Raw genomic sequence first — 15,151 nt, 5'->3', positions numbered from 1 at the left:
GTATTATGGCGCCGTTTCCAAAAGGCGCGCCACCACATACCATCATCAGATTCCCGGAGGTCCGGAACCTCAGCCGTCTATCTTTTAAACCTGACGCGTCCATCCACCAGAGTGCAGATTGCGCGACCTTTGAGTTTCCACCCGCCAAACGGGGTATTCTGGCTTCGTGACCGCCCTGCCGCGGGATCCATAGTCCATTTGACTTCCGGATCAATGATGGTCACATCGGCGGGTCGGCCGACCTCCAGCGTTCCGCCGGGAAGATTCAGGGCTCGGGCCGGGCCGGCCGTCAGGCAGAAAATGGCCTCGGAAAGGGACAGAACCCCCTCTTCCACAAGCCGCAGGGTGAGCGGCAAGGAGGTTTCCAGACCGATGATGCCGTTCAGCGCCAGATTGAATTCCACGTTCTTCTCATCGAGATGATGGGGGGCATGATCGGTGGCAATGACGCTCAGGGTGCCATCCGCCAGCCCGGCGCGTATCGCTTCGAGGTCATCGCCAGAGCGCAGCGGCGGATTCATCTTGGCATTGGTGTTGTATCCCCGCACCGCGTCTTCGGTGAGGGTAAAGTAATGTGGCGCGGTCTCCGCGGTAACACGCACCCCCCGTTTCTGCGCGGCGCGGATGATGTCAACGGCTCCGCGGGTCGAAACATGGGCAATATGCAGACGGGCTCCGGTATACTCAGCCAGCATCACGTCCCGGGCGATGGCGGCGACTTCAGCAACCCAGGGGATTCCGCGCAGCCCCAGTTCGGTAGCCACGAAGCCATCGTTCATTACACCATCGCCGACCAGGGTCAAATCTTCGGAATGGCTGATCAGGGGCAGGTCGAAGGAACGTGCATATTCGAGAGCGCGGCGCATGATTTCGCCGTTGGTCACCGGATGACCGTCATCGGATGCCGCAACGCATCCGGCATTCTTCAGATCTCCGAGTTCGGCAAGGGATTCCCCCTTGAGGCCCTTGGTGATGGCGCCAACCGGATAAACTCTGGTGTGGGCGACCTGTGCGGCCTTCTCCAGAATATAGCGGGTGGTAGCCTTGCTGTCGTTAACCGGGGCGGTATTGGGCATGCAGGCGACCGCGGTAAACCCACCGGCGGCCGCGGCGCGAGTGCCTGATTCGATGTCTTCCTTGTACTCGAACCCGGGGTCGCGCAAGTGCACATGGATGTCAATCAGGCCCGGCGTCACAAGACAGCCGGAAGCATCGATGCATTCGGTATCCTCAACCTCGATGTTTGGCGACATGTCAGCGATGCTGCCGTCCTTGATCAGAAGATCGCACGACATGTCGATGCCGTGTGCCGGATCCAGTACCCGTCCGTTTTTAATAATGGTGTTCATAATTATCCCCTATTCGCGCAGGAACGTGTTATTGCGCCGAATCTTCAAGCTTTTCACCGCCGGAAACGAGATAAAGCAGGGCCATGCGCACGGCAACGCCGTTTTCCACCTGATGAAGAATCACGTTCTGGTTGCCATCGGCGACGGAGGAGGCAATTTCAACGCCGCGATTCATCGGACCGGGATGCATGACGATAGCATCAGGTTTGGCAAGTTTCATGCGCTCCGGGTTGAGCCCGAAAAACATGGCGTATTCCCGCAGTGACGGCAACATGGTTTTGCCTTGGCGTTCCTGCTGAATGCGAAGCATCATGACCACATCCGCGCCATGGATGGCATCTTCGATGCGATGAAACACCCTGGCGCCAAGCCGCTCAATGCCAGGCGGCAGCATGGTTCCGGGACCGCAAAGCCTGACGTTCGCGCCCAGCTTGTGCAGGGCGTAAACATTGGAACGGGCAACCCGGCTATGGGTAATGTCGCCGATAATGGCCACTGTCAGCCCTTCGATCTGCCCTTTGTGTTGCCGCATCGTCAAAATATCGAGCAGCGCCTGACTGGGATGTTCGTGCGCGCCGTCGCCCGCGTTGATGACGGAAAAGTCACAACGTTCAGCCAGGTAATGGGGCGCGCCGGAGCAGGAATGACGCATCACGATAATGTCGGGCTTCATGGCTTCGAGATTTCTGGCGGTGTCTTCAAGGGTTTCCCCTTTGACGACCGCTGAAGTCGATGCGCTGATGTTTACCGTGTCGGCGGAAAGCCGTTTCCCGGCAATCTCGAAGGAGGTGCGAGTTCGGGTGCTGGCTTCAAAAAAAACGTTGATGATGGTTTTTCCCCTCAGGGTCGGAACTTTCTTGATCGGCCTGAGGCTGACTTCCTTGAAGCTCTCGGCCGTGTCGAGAATCAGGGCGATGTCCTCCGGCGACATCTGCTCGATGCCAAGAATATGTTTGTGGTTGAATGCCATATCGCATCTCCTGACTTGAGAGTTCGTTTATTCGAAAACCAGTTGAGCGAGAAAAGCTGAACCTGTTTATATCTTTTCGCCATAGCCTCAGGGCTTGGTCAGACAGACTTCTACGGGGCGCTGCTGCTCGTCAAACCGTACAGTTACTTTCTCAATGGCGGCGGTAGGCACATTCCGTCCGACGAAATCCGGGCGGATCGGGAGTTCCCGGTGGCCGCGATCGATAAGAACCGCCAGCTGGATATTGCGAGGGCGGCCCATATCCATCAGCGCATCCATGGCGGCCCGTATGGTGCGCCCGGTATACAGAACGTCGTCGACCAGAACGATGCGCTTGCCGTCGACGGGAAAGGGAATGTCCGTTCTGCCGACCGGCAGACTGCCACGGGATGCAAGATCGTCGCGATACATGGTGATGTCCACGGTACCAAGCGGAACCGTTGTGCCTTCGATATCCTGCAAGCGTTTTTGCAATCGCAGCGCCAGATGATCTCCACCGGTGCGGATGCCGACCAGAGCCAGATCCGCGGTTCCGTGATTGTGTTCGAGGATCTCATGGGCGATACGTGTCAGGGCCCGACTGATGGCCGCTTCGTCGAGAATGATGGTTTCGGTTTTCCCCATTGGATTACCCCCCCCGGATTTCAGGCAAAAAAAAGGTATCCTCTCTTTCGGGAGAAGATACCCGGACTGGTGCTTTCATCGTTCGCTATTATCGGTATAACCACCCTTGCTAACCTCTCGGATTAACTTAAAAGGCATTATTCTTGCTGTTTCCAAATCTTTCGAATTGTACAGAAAGAAGGTTATCTTGTCAAACCAAAATCTTCCGCCTGCCCTATTCGATGGTGCGGCCGATGCGGTTCCATCGCGGACGGTTTTTGGCGCTGTCCCAAGACCAGTATTTGATGAAAGCCAGACCTTTGATTTTGGATTTTTCGACAAAACCCCAGAATCGACTATCGAAGGAGTGGTCGCGGTTGTCTCCCATGACGAAAAACTTATCCGGCGGCACTGTGACAGGAAACAGGTTGTCGCGTCCGGAGTCTGCACTGAAGGAAGGGTCTTTGTGGACTTCCTGCGGAAGCACCAAAGGCTCGCCGTTGACATAGACTGTTTTATCGCGAACCTCCACCACATCTCCCGGCACACCGACGATCCGCTTGATGAAATCCCTGCGTTTGTAAAACGGCAGTTCCTCATCAAGGGGAAATTCAAAGACGATGACATCTCCCCGACCGGGATCGCGCAGAGGAAGCAGCCGCTCGTCAGACCAGGGAACCCTGGTTCCGTAAACGAACTTGTTGACCAGCAGATGGTCACCAATCAGCAACGTATCTTCCATGGATCCCGATGGAATTTTAAAGGCCTGAAAAAAGAAGGTTCGAATTATCAGCGCCAGAACCAGGGCGACGCCGATGGCCTCGCCCCACTCCCGATACCAGGGTTTCGGGGATTTAAGGGAAGGTGATTCCAATTGCGTTGATTTACCCATGAAAACTATTCCTTTACTTTAAGAATGGCGAGAAAAGCTTCCTGCGGCAGCTCGACATTGCCGACCTGCTTCATGCGTTTCTTGCCCTCCTTCTGTTTTTCGAGCAATTTGCGTTTGCGGGTGATATCGCCGCCGTAACATTTGGCCGTCACGTCCTTGCGCAGGGCTTTAACGTTGGCCCTTGCCACGACCTTGTTGCCAATGGCGGCCTGCACCGCAACCTCGTATTGCTGGCGGGGGATGAATTCCTTCATCTTGCTTACCAGTTCCCGTCCACGAAGCTGGGATTTGTCACGGTGCACGATCAGCGACAGGGCATCGACAACCTCACCATTGACCATGATGTTCAGCCGGACCAGGTCGCTGGGTCGATAGTCGAGAAACTCGTAGTCGAGGGATGCGTACCCCCGGCTCACGGTCTTGAGGCGGTCGTAAAAATCGAGCACGATTTCATTCAGGGGCAGCTCATAAATCACCATCACGCGGTTCGATGTAAGATACTTGATTTCACGCTGGATGCCGCGTTTTTCCTCGCAAAGGGCGAGCACACCGCCGACATAATCGTTCGGCACGTGGACCGAAGCCAGGATGAACGGCTCGAGAATCCGGTCGATGTATTGTACATCGGGCAGCTTGTTGGCACTGTCAACCACCAGTTCCTCGCCCTTGGTCGTGATGACACGGTAGCGTACCGTCGGCGCGGTGGTGATCAACTCCATGTTGAATTCCCGCTCGAGGCGTTCCTGGATTATCTCCATATGCAGCAGTCCGAGGAAACCGCAGCGAAAGCCAAAACCCAGCGCCAGGGAATTTTCCGGCTCGAAAGAGAAGGATGCATCGTTGAGCCGTAGTTTTTCCATGGCATCCCGCAGGGCATCGTAATCACCGCTGTCGATGGGATACAGCCCGGAATAAACCATGGGCTTGACTTCCTGGAAACCGGCCAGGGGCTTGTCGGCGCAACGGTTCAGATGGGTGATGGTATCGCCGACCTTGGCATCCTGCAGCACCTTGATGCCGGCGATGATGAACCCAACCTCCCCCGCCGCCATTTCGGGCATCTCCACAGGATGGGGGGTGAAGGCGCCGATCTTAAGCACTTCATAGCTGCGTCCGCTGGCCATCAGATGGATCTTCTCCCCCTTTTTCAAGGTTCCGTCGAATATCCGCACCAGCATGATGACGCCTTGGTAGGAGTCGTACCAGGAGTCGAAAATCAGCGCTTTGAGCGGCGCATCGGCATCCCCGGCGGGCGCCGGCACTTTGGCGACAATCGCTTCGAGGATTTCGTGAATGCCGATACCCTCCTTGGCGCTTGCCTCGACGGCATCGGAAGCGTCCAGGCCAATGATCTCTTCGATTTCCTCCTTGATGCGCGCCGGTTCGGCGCCTGGCAGGTCAATCTTGTTAAGGACCGGAAATACCTCGAGGTTCTGGTCAATGGCCAGGTATACGTTGGCCAAAGTCTGGGCTTCCACACCCTGCGACGCATCGACAACCAGCAATCCGCCTTCGCAGGCAGCCAGGGACCGGCTTACTTCATAGCTGAAATCGACATGACCGGGCGTATCGATCAGGTTCAGGATGTAGTCCTTGCCGTCATCGGCCCGATATTTTAAACGTACGGCCTGGGCCTTGATGGTAATGCCGCGTTCTCTCTCCAGATCCAGTTTATCGAGAAACTGATTGGTTTTTTCGCGATCCGTCAGGGCACCGGTCGTTTCCAGAAGACGATCCGCCAAAGTCGACTTGCCATGGTCGATATGGGCGATAATGGAAAAATTACGAATCCTGCTGCGGTCCATGGGACTCTTTTCTTTAGGGTTTATGGATAGATATGCGAATGGAGTAATTTACAAAAACCCCCTGTTTTTGTAAAGGGAAAAGGCGCCGGGCCAGGACGCCTGATATTGCCGGGAGGATCATTTTAGCATTGCTTCCTGTCCCTGCCGTCGTTAACATCTCGCTACCGTTTAAAACGGAAGCGGCTATTTGGCAGGCTGCCGAAAACGCTCTTGTATGCAAGCTATGGCAATCTTGCGTCGGTATTCATTCAAGTTTCAGGGAGTGAGGCATTGACAACCATTGATGAACTGATTGGAAATTCCGCAAATAAAACCCCGGGAAAGACAGCCTTGCGTTTCAAGGTCGCGGGATCCTGGCAGAGCATGACTTATCGCCAGCTATGGGAAGACGTGCAGCGCACCGCATGCGGCCTGCGTCAATGGGGGATACGCAAAGGGGACCGGATTGCTCTTATAGGCGGCACTTCGGCGGCCTGGATTACCGCCTACCTCGGCAGCCTGCAAAGCGCGGCTGTTGTGGTGCCCGTGGACAAGGAACTCAAAGCCGGGGAACTGCGCCATGTTCTGGGTGATTGCGGCGCCCGGTTAATATTTACCGATCTGGCACATCTCGGGGTGCTCACCGATATCGCATCCAACCTCCACCATCTTGAAAAAATCGTTACACTGGATACCCCCCCGAAAAGACGATGTCTTCACAAATCAGGCAGACCATGGGAGATATCGTCGATGCCTGGCGTGAACTGGCCAGGCAGTACCGTATTTCCACCGAAGAGCAGCAACGCGTTGAAAGCCTGGGTCGAAACCTTGAGCGGATGTTGCTGCATCCGGAAGAAAGAAAGGTCGCCGGCACCAGAACCGAAGGGATCAAGAGTGTATTCAACGATATGGATGAAACCCGACGCTCCTTTTTCCGGCGCTATGCCGTTGAGCCCCTGGGCCGCTTTGGTCGGGACGGTGACCTTGCCCCGGTGCCTGGCCGCGCACCCACGGATACGGCGGTTATCCTTTACACTTCCGGAACCATGGGACGCTCCAAGGGAGCCATGCTGAGCCACGCCAATATCGTGACCAATATCAAATCGGCGTTGCCGCATCTTGAGGTCGGCGAGGGGATGCACACCCTCTCCTTCCTGCCCATCAACCACGTTTTTGAACAGGTGGCCGGAGTTCTGGCGCCGCTATCCGTCAACGGCACCGTATCGATTGCCGAATCCCTGAAAAAAATCGGACAGAACCTGGTCGAGGAAAAGCCGACATATGTCATGGGGGTTCCTGCCGTCTATCGCGTCCTGCTGAACCGCATCCGTCGTGGCATCGAAGAAAAACCGCTCGCCAAGACCTTGTTTTCCATACCTTTTACCCGATCCCTGGTAACTGCGAAGATAAAAAAAAGTTTCGGTAAAAATATCACCTTCATCAGCGGTGGCGCCGCTCTCGATCCCGAAATCGCCAGAGGCATAACAAGTCTGGGCATCACCATTCTGCAGGGATACGGCATAACGGAGACTTCTCCGATCATTGCCGCGGAATCACCCCATCATCGCAAACTGGGCACCGTTGGCAGAACAATACCCGGTGTCGAGGTGCGCATCGACCACCCCAATGAGGAAGGCGTCGGCGAGATCCTGGTCAAAGGCCCCAATGTCATGCAGGGATACTACAAACGCCCCAGGGCCACCGCCGAAGTCATTGTGGATGGATGGTACCGCACCGGTGATCTTGGCCATCTCGATGCAAAGGGCTATCTGACGATTCGTGGCCGTGTGAAAAACCTGATCGTGACGCCCAACGGCAAAAATGTCTATCCGGAGGAGGTGGAAAACGAACTGCTTAAAAGCCCTTTCGTTGCCGAGGTCATGGTGTACGGCCACAAATTGAACGACACCTCGGAGGAGGTTCATGCCATCATTTATCCGGACCAGGAAGCTCTGGACAATCACGTCAGGCAAACAGGTTGCCCGGCCCTGAATGAAGCCGACGTCAAGGAACTCATCCGGCAGGAAGTGCTGGAAGTCGGGAACCGCCTGGCGGACTACAAACGGATCAAACGATTCACCCTGCGTGACGACGAATTTCCCAAAACAACCACCCGCAAAATCAAGCGGTACGTTGTTGAAGCCGATATCCCCGCATCGCGATAGTGTTCATCCGGGAATCCTGGATAAACACTTGATAGTATCCACGGTGCACGGCCAAAACGGATCATGCAGGCTGTTGGTTGCCATCGGAGACCTGGTCATTGAGCGTCCAGAAGTCGTACAGGACGCCAATACCGAAAAGACCGGCGGTAACAAGATACAAAAGGCCCGTGGCCCATTTGCCAAGATAAAAACGGTGAATACCCAGGACGCCGAGAAAACCGAGTAGCAGCCAGGCAATATTGTAATCGAACCTGCCGGGTAAAAAACGCCGGTCGGCCTGGCGGTTCATGCCGGGAATCAGAAGAAGATCGACGAACCATCCAACAAACAACAGTCCGAGGGTAAAGAAATATATGGTGCCGCTGACGGGTTTCCCGTAATAAAAACGATGGGCGCCGATAAACCCGAAAATCCATAAAAGATAACCGACCAGCAAACTATGGGTGTTGTCTTTCATAACTGTCCTCCTGTCAGATATTTTAAGTATTTTCGAGGTATTTTAACTTAATACATTGTTTTTAAAATATAAAAACCATAGAAAATCGATTCTAACGTGCGGGGTTTTCGCCGGCGGCCGAGATAACCGGTGCGGTTTTTTCGCCGTCGATATCCAGATGGGCACCCTCCAGGATATCCGACGGCAGTATCTTGTTCACCTGCACCCCCAGTTCTCGCAGGTTTTCAGCGCGCCGTACCAGATTGCCCTTCCCCGTCGCGAGCCGCCTGTGAGCCTGTTCATAATACAGGCGACTTTTTCCCAGGAACTCCCCAACTTTTTCCAGATCATCGACAAAACGGACAAAATGATCGTAAAGATTGCCTGCCTGACGGGCGATTTCAAGGGCATTACGGTTCTGGTACTCGTGCCGCCAGATATTCTGAATGGTACGCAGGGTAACCAGTAGAGTCGAAGGCGACACGATCATGATGTTCTGTTCAAAAGCCCTCTGAAAAATGTTTTCGTCCTCCTCCAGCGCCAGGGTGAAAGCCCCTTCCACCGGTACGAACATCAACACAAAATCAAGACTTCTTATTTGTGGCAGATTTTCATATTCCTTGCCCTGAAGTTCCTTGAGATGGGCATGAAGTGATGCCATGTGCTGGCGAACGGCGAGCAGACGGGATTCCTGATCGACTGCGTTGACATACCTCTCATAGGCGGTAAGAGAAACCTTGGAATCGATAACAATATCTTTGCTGTCAGGAAGATGCACGACAATATCCGGACGCGATTGTCTGCCTTGCGTGTTGCGGTAACTGCATTGCACCACATATTCTCTGCCCTTGCGCAATCCGGATTGTTCCAGGAGCCGCTCCAGGACTATCTCCCCCCAGGTGCCCTGGGTTTTTGCGTGTCCCTTCAATGCGGCGGTGAGATTGACGGCATCTTCCTGGATCTGCTGGTTGAGTTCCTGCAACCTGACAACTTCCTGTCGCAAGGAATGGCGCTCACGGGCTTCGGCATGGTAAGCCTGCTCAACCTTGGTTCCAAAGTCCTTGATCTGGTCCCTGAAAGGCATCAGCACCCGATCGAGATTCGTTCTGTTCTGATCCACGAAGATTCGGCTCTTCTCGTCAAAGATCCGGTGAGCAAGATTCTGGAATTCCAGGCGCAACTGGTCCCTGGCTTCATTCAGCAAGCCCAGCTTTTCCGAAGCCTGCTTGCGCTCCTGGTCCAATTGCGTTTCCAGGGATGCCGTACGCGCGGCGGCGGCCGAGAGAGCCTGGTTTTTCTCGGCCTTTTCGGATTCCAGCGTGGAGAGACGCACCGCCATAGCCGCGTTCTCCCGTGCGCGGTTTTCCAGGCGTTCCTGCAATACGGCAATCTGGGCGTGCGTGTCGCGATCCCGCACCAGCCTCGCGGTTCGAGCGCGGCGATAAACCAGCATCCCGCCGAACAAGGCGCCGCAAGCCGTACCTGAACAAAAGGCAATCACCGTTGTCAAAACATCCATGGTCAACCGGCCACGCTAAAAGGAATTGAAATAGGCAACATCTGATTTTTTCCGGCTCTATTTACCGGTTTCCGTAGATGTTGGAAAATATTTTTTCATATTGAAGCTTCTCCGCGGCATGCGGTGTTTTGACTTCATTCGGATAGCCCAGTCCGACGATGGATGCCACGGCCAGATGATCGGGGATCTGCAGCAGGTCCTTAATAAACGCCTCGGCGGATTGCGCTTCGTCATGGCGACGGAGCCTTATCTGCACCCAGCAGCTGCCCAATCCCATCTCTTCTGCCGCAAGCTGCAAAAGCGTTGCGGCAACGGAACAATCTTCAACCCAGACATCACATTGTTGGGGATCGGCGCACAGCACGACCGCCAATGCGGCATTTTTGAGAAAGGACGCCCCATGTTTCTTGCTTTTTCCCAGCTTTGCAAGAAGCGCAGGATCCGAGACGAAAATGAATTGCCAGGGATTGAGGCTTCTAGACGAAGGAGAGCGCAGTAAAACCTCCATGAGGGTTTCGATCTTTTCTTTTTCAATTGGACGGGGCTGATATTTGCGGATACTGCGGCGTTTTCTCAGCAAAGAAAGAACCATACGACTTATCTCCTGTGGTTATAACGGTTTTCGTGAATTTTTTGGACGGGGAGCGCCTCTTCCGGATTCGGCAAAACAGATGCCGATGGATATCCGATGCCGATAATGGAGGCGATCTGAAAGTTATCCGGAAGTTGCAGGAGCTGACGCAATGCACTCGTCGCCGAAATGCCGGTGGCATGCTGACGACCGCGGATCTGAGACCAGCAACTTCCGAGACCGACATCCTCCGCCGCCAGTTGAAGCATCGTGGCAGCAACCGCGCAGTCTTCTATCCATACGTCACTTGTATCGGGGTTGCCACAAATGACGATGCAAACAGGGGCTCCGCCTAGAAAGGAGGCGCCCTTGGGTTTGGCGGCAGCAAGAGCCGCCCTGATTTCCGGATCGGTAACGATGATGAATTCCCATGGCCGGCGCCCTTTGGATGTCGGAGATCGAAGCATGGCCTCGATCAGTAAATCCATTTTTTCCGGTTCAATCCTACGGGAATCGAAATTGCGGATGCTGCGCCGCCTTCGCAGCAAGTCGATGAACATGCCCTATCCTCCTTCCCGGCTCAGGCCGTGCAGCCATACGTTTTGCGGCAACACAAGGCTTGGGGGCCTGTTGCATTAACCCCAGGGGAGCCGCCGGTTTCGCGCCCTATATGAATGGAGCCGGGCGGAAACCGTTTTCCCGAACAGGCACGAAGCACAAACCGGACCAAAAAAACATATTGATTTCGAATGCTTCAAACACTAACAGGGACGGAAACAAAATTCAAGGTACGCTTTCGGAAAGACGGCAGGGCAATGGCAGGGGCAACGGTGGCGCCTGGTTTTGGTACGGGTCAGCGGGCATGCAAAAGCAAACGCAGTTTTTCGACTTTTCTTGTAATGGCACTGTCAACGCGATCCTCTCCCAGCATGAACACCAATTGTTGGGTCATGAGAATAACATCGGCCAGTTCATCGATGATTTCACTTTCGGTAACCTTGCCGCGTTTAAAATGTTTGAGGGCGGCGATCAACTCGGCACATTCTTCAATGGCCTGATCGTACTGGGCTTCAATGCCCCATTTCTGAAGGGTGGCATCAAAAATATCGGCGTAGGCTTTGTTATCCATGAGAACTTCTCGCATTATCGGATCCATGTTATTTTTCAGGTGCGGTTTTCAGGGCTGTGCGTGAGACAGGAAGCTGACAGGGCACCTCGATTTTGATGATCTCTCCTCTCTTTTTGATAAAGACGTTCTTTTTTTCAATCGTCGGATGGTAGTCTTCCCCGGAGCATTTCAGAAAATAATTGTCCCCGTTTTTCAATCCGGGAATAAAAGCCGGTACCGGGTATTCAATGTCATCCAGTGTGCAGACAAGAGCTTTCTCGAGTGCCGGCTCTCCCGCATCCCATTGTTGGTTGCCGTTTTCGTCAAGAAAGGCATCGATGATCAGAATGCCGTTTTCCGTCGGCATCAAAGGAGCGCCTCCGAAAAAAAGGTTGAAAATATTGTCTTTTTTGATGCCTTCCTGTTTGATATTGAATTCGCCGGCGGCTTTTTCCGCCCATGCGGTATGCCTGTAGCCGCCCGATATCAGTATAAAACAGCTCACAATCAACAGAAAAAAAATACTCAAACCTGCATTTTTTAACATGTCGCGCTCCAGAGGCGAAGAATTCCAGCAATCGTCTGCCATTCCCAAAGATTGCCGGATGGGTCATTATAGCGGCAATCACCCCAGACTGCCAACTGGCAAAAACATCGGTGGAAAATATCGGAAAAGAAAACTTTTTGGGATATAGTGAAAACCAGCTGATAAACCCTGGCGCTTGAGAGGGCCTATGAAAAGGATGGGTTTGATATTTTGTCTGGCGCTCAGCCTGGGAGGCTGCAGGGAGGCAGGCTCCCAGGTTGCGTCTGCCCAAACCGAAATGCCACTGGAAGTCACCTCACCTCAAACCGCTGTGCCGGAAAACGAAAAACTGCGTTTTCCGCACAAACCCCATGCCACACTCATGGCCTGCAGCACCTGTCATCGGGGAGGCAACGAAAAAGCAGCCCTTACCCGGGAAATGGGACACGGGCTGTGCCTCGATTGTCATCGGCAGAACAAAAAAGGCCCCGTCGAATGTGCGGGGTGTCATTCACGGTAGCCCTGGCTTGAAATGTTTCGTAAGTCAGTTTCCCATATGGATACAAGCTACAAGCCCGTGCTGCTGATTTCCGGCGCCATTTCGCGATAGATTTCCTCCGCCGAGGGGAATGGTCTGAGCGCGCGTTCGAAAATACCCAGCGAATAGGCAATGGTCAGACCGTAGTTACTGCAAGGAACACCAGCCTGCTGGCAGTGCATGATGCGGGACAGCACCTCGCGTCGGTTCCACATGCAGGATCCGCAGTTGATGACCAGTTTGTAGGTCGCCAGATCTTCAGGGAAATCATGCCCCTGTGTATGGACAAATTCAAGCTTCCCTCCCACATACTGCTGCAGCCAGCGAGGTATCTTGACTCTCCCGATATCTTCTCCGATGGGGTGATGGCTGCACGATTCGGCAATCAATACGCGATCGCCCGGCATAAGGTTCTCGATGGCCATGGTGCCACGCACATATTCTCCCAGATCCCCCTTGAAACGGGCGAAGAGAATGGAAAACGATGTCATCGGCACGTCTTCCGGGGTGTCGGCTGCAACCTTCAAAAATGCCTGGGAATCTGTTACCACCAGTGCTGGCGGGCGCTTCAGACGGTCAAGGGCATCGCGCAGTTCCCGTTCCTTGACCACCATGCAATAGGCATCGTTATCGAGAATATCGCGAATGGACTGAACCTGAGGAAGAATCAAACGCCCTTTGGGCGCCTCCATATCGATTGGAACAACCAGAACCGCAAGTTCTCCCGACGGCACCAGATCCCCGAGGATGGTAGGGGGATTGATAAATTCGTCAGGAACCGTTCGAATCAGCGCTTCGCGTAAATCGAGAACCCCCTCGCCAGTTTCGGCTGTCGTTGCCACGCAGGGAACTCCGTCCTCCGAAAAGCGGGCAAGATGCTCAGCGGCGGGTTGCGCAATGTCGCATTTATTGAAAACGACGACCACCGGAATATGCCGCTGCTGCAGTTCGGAAAAAATGGCTTCCTCGAAATCTGCCCACAGCCCGGCTTCCGCTACGATAAGTCCGATATCGGTGCGATCAAAAACCTGTCGGGTTTTCTGCACGCGCATTTCCCCAAGGGCGCCGACATCGTCGATACCCGCGGTATCGATAAAAAGCACGGGTCCGATGGGCAGCATTTCCATGGGCTTTTCCACGGCGTCGGTAGTCGTGCCGGCCACGTTGGATACAATGGAGACATTCTGCCGGGTCAAAGCGTTCAGCAGGGACGATTTGCCGACATTGCGACGGCCGAACAATCCGATGTGAAGACGCATTCCTTTGGGGGTCGATTTCATCATGGCACCTTCTTTATGGGCGTACCGAGTCGGGTAACGCTCTGCGGAGATACGAGTTCATCAAATTTTTCTTCTGTTACCAGACCTTGCTCGATGGCAAGTTCGCGCAGGCCGCGCCCCGTTGAGGCGACCTGCCTGGCAAGTTCGGTGGCTCTCTGGTAACCGATGCTGCCGACCAATGCGGTTACGCTGGCCGTTGAGTTCTCGACATGCTGCCGGCACCGGGCTTCATTGGCTTCCATCTGTTCAACGCAAAAACGACGAAAAATGCCGCAGGCTCCGCGCAGCAGATCGAGGCTGCCCAACAAGGCATCGGCCACCAGAGGGAGGAACGGATTGAGTTCCAGTTGTCCCATGGCGCACGCCTGGGCGATGGTCTGATCGTTGCTCATGACCACCAGAGCTGCCTGGGAAACCGCTTCCGGGATAACGGGATTGACCTTGCCGGGCATAATGGAAGATCCTGCCTGCCGGTGAGGCAGGCGGATTTCCCCGATTCCGGCATCCGGCCCGGATGACAGGAAGCGCAGGTCTCCAGCGATTTTGAGCAGGTTGACGGCCAAAGCCTTCAGAATCCCGCTGACTTCGACAAACGCATCGGCATTCTGTGTGGCATCTATGAGATTTTCAGCTCGCGCGAGCCCGCATCCGGTAATGCCGCGGAGCTTTTCCACCACTTTGAAAATATACTGTCGGGGAGCTGCAACACCGGTACCGATAGCCGTGCCGCCAAGATTTACGACTCTGAGCCGTTCCTCGCATTTATAAATCCGCCATCGGTCCCTGCCAAAAGCATCCGCGTAAGCCGACATCTCCCGACCAAGAGTCGTCAGGGCCGCATCCTGGAACTGGGTGCGGCCAATCTTGACCACATGTGCCAGCTTTTTCTCCTGCCCCTGAAAGGCTTCGAGCAAGGCCACAACTTCCGTTTCCAGCAGTCTCAACTGCAGAATCCCGGCCACTTTCAATGCTGTCGGGAAAGTGTCGTTAGTCGACTGGTGACGGTTAATATCCTCCAGGGGACTGACGAAATCGTAATTTCCCGGCGCATGCCCGAGGAGTTGCAAGGCTCGATTGGCCAGCACCTCATTTACATTCATGTTGGTCGAAGTGCCGGCACCGCCCTGCAGGGCATCGACGATCACGTGACCGTCGAGTTGCCCTTGCATCATTTCCGTGCAGGCCGTTTCAATGGCCAGCCCTTTTTCACCGTCCCAGCAGCCGAGTTCCCGGTTGGTCTGGGCGCAGGCAAGTTTGACCGCTCCGAAGGCATGCACCAGGGCCCGGTGAACCGGACGTCCCGCCAGCGGAAAATTCTCCCGTGCCCTGACAGTGTGAATGCCGTACAGCGCATCGCAAGGGACGCTCATTTCCCCAAGCAGATCTTTTTCGGTACGGTAATCGCCCATA

Annotated in this window: 14 protein-coding genes and 1 pseudogene; 2 read left to right on the top strand and 13 right to left on the bottom strand. The window is 54.5% G+C overall.

The features are described from left to right. Positions 1-77: 77 nt before the first annotated feature. The 5 genes from A6070_RS07260 to lepA form a co-directional block, all read right to left on the bottom strand. The gene (locus tag A6070_RS07260; RefSeq protein ID WP_072287697.1) at positions 78-1,349 is read right to left on the bottom strand and encodes a dihydroorotase; all 1,272 of its coding nucleotides are present in this window, start codon (positions 1,347-1,349) and stop codon (positions 78-80) included. A 28-nt stretch (positions 1,350-1,377) separates the two neighbouring features. Continuing rightward, positions 1,378-2,319, bottom strand: coding sequence for an aspartate carbamoyltransferase catalytic subunit (locus tag A6070_RS07255; RefSeq protein ID WP_072287696.1), 942 nt, complete (start codon positions 2,317-2,319; stop codon positions 1,378-1,380). An 87-nt stretch (positions 2,320-2,406) separates the two neighbouring features. Further along, positions 2,407-2,943 (bottom strand): bifunctional pyr operon transcriptional regulator/uracil phosphoribosyltransferase PyrR, encoded by a 537-nt coding sequence (gene pyrR / locus A6070_RS07250; RefSeq protein ID WP_072287695.1) that lies wholly within the window; start codon positions 2,941-2,943, stop codon positions 2,407-2,409. 214 nt (positions 2,944-3,157) lie between these two features. Further along, positions 3,158-3,814 carry a signal peptidase I gene (gene lepB / locus A6070_RS07245; RefSeq protein WP_072287694.1) on the bottom strand — a complete coding sequence of 219 codons (657 nt, stop codon included), beginning with the start codon at positions 3,812-3,814 and terminating at the stop codon, positions 3,158-3,160. Positions 3,815-3,819: 5 nt separating this feature from the next. Further along, the gene (lepA, locus tag A6070_RS07240; RefSeq protein ID WP_072287693.1) at positions 3,820-5,619 is read right to left on the bottom strand and encodes a translation elongation factor 4; all 1,800 of its coding nucleotides are present in this window, start codon (positions 5,617-5,619) and stop codon (positions 3,820-3,822) included. Between the two features lie 210 nt (positions 5,620-5,829). Between lepA and A6070_RS16045 the strand changes: the two are divergent. Beyond that, positions 5,830-6,267: pseudogene (locus A6070_RS16045) on the top strand (AMP-binding protein); the annotation flags it as partial. 41 nt (positions 6,268-6,308) lie between these two features. Next, entirely contained in the window at positions 6,309-7,763 is a 1,455-nt protein-coding gene (locus A6070_RS07235; protein ID WP_083568953.1) for an AMP-dependent synthetase/ligase, read from the top strand. A 61-nt stretch (positions 7,764-7,824) separates the two neighbouring features. On the opposite strand, the gene A6070_RS07230 is transcribed toward A6070_RS07235, so the two are convergent. From A6070_RS07230 to A6070_RS07190, 8 genes are all read right to left on the bottom strand, one after another. Beyond that, on the bottom strand, positions 7,825-8,220 hold the full coding sequence (locus A6070_RS07230; RefSeq protein ID WP_072287692.1) for an NINE protein: 396 nt from the start codon (positions 8,218-8,220) through the stop codon (positions 7,825-7,827). Between the two features lie 91 nt (positions 8,221-8,311). After that, entirely contained in the window at positions 8,312-9,718 is a 1,407-nt protein-coding gene (locus A6070_RS07225) for a DNA recombination protein RmuC (RefSeq protein WP_072287691.1), read from the bottom strand. Positions 9,719-9,779: 61 nt separating this feature from the next. Then, positions 9,780-10,310 carry a nitroreductase family protein gene (locus tag A6070_RS07220; RefSeq protein WP_072287690.1) on the bottom strand — a complete coding sequence of 177 codons (531 nt, stop codon included), beginning with the start codon at positions 10,308-10,310 and terminating at the stop codon, positions 9,780-9,782. Between the two features lie 5 nt (positions 10,311-10,315). Beyond that, positions 10,316-10,849 carry a nitroreductase family protein gene (locus A6070_RS07215; protein ID WP_072287689.1) on the bottom strand — a complete coding sequence of 178 codons (534 nt, stop codon included), beginning with the start codon at positions 10,847-10,849 and terminating at the stop codon, positions 10,316-10,318. A 293-nt stretch (positions 10,850-11,142) separates the two neighbouring features. Next, positions 11,143-11,418, bottom strand: a complete 276-nt coding sequence (locus A6070_RS07210) for a nucleoside triphosphate pyrophosphohydrolase family protein (protein WP_072288180.1) — start codon at positions 11,416-11,418, stop codon at positions 11,143-11,145. 28 nt (positions 11,419-11,446) lie between these two features. Further along, positions 11,447-11,944 (bottom strand): hypothetical protein, encoded by a 498-nt coding sequence (locus tag A6070_RS07205; protein ID WP_072287688.1) that lies wholly within the window; start codon positions 11,942-11,944, stop codon positions 11,447-11,449. Positions 11,945-12,490: 546 nt separating this feature from the next. Then, a complete protein-coding gene (hydF, locus tag A6070_RS07195; protein ID WP_072287686.1) occupies positions 12,491-13,741 on the bottom strand; it encodes a [FeFe] hydrogenase H-cluster maturation GTPase HydF in 1,251 nt (416 codons plus the stop codon). Further along, positions 13,741-15,150: an aspartate ammonia-lyase gene (locus A6070_RS07190; RefSeq protein WP_201257950.1), complete on the bottom strand. Its 1,410-nt coding sequence runs from the start codon at positions 15,148-15,150 to the stop codon at positions 13,741-13,743. Before A6070_RS07190 ends, hydF begins: the two co-directional genes overlap by 1 nt. Between the last annotated feature and the right edge of the window lies 1 nt (position 15,151).

It is taken from the genome of Syntrophotalea acetylenica (assembly GCF_001888165.1).
In the GTDB taxonomy this organism is placed as follows: domain Bacteria; phylum Desulfobacterota; class Desulfuromonadia; order Desulfuromonadales; family Syntrophotaleaceae; genus Syntrophotalea; species Syntrophotalea acetylenica.
The sequence above is the reverse complement of the archived record's forward strand: the minus strand, read 5'-3'. Positions and strand labels throughout refer to the sequence as shown.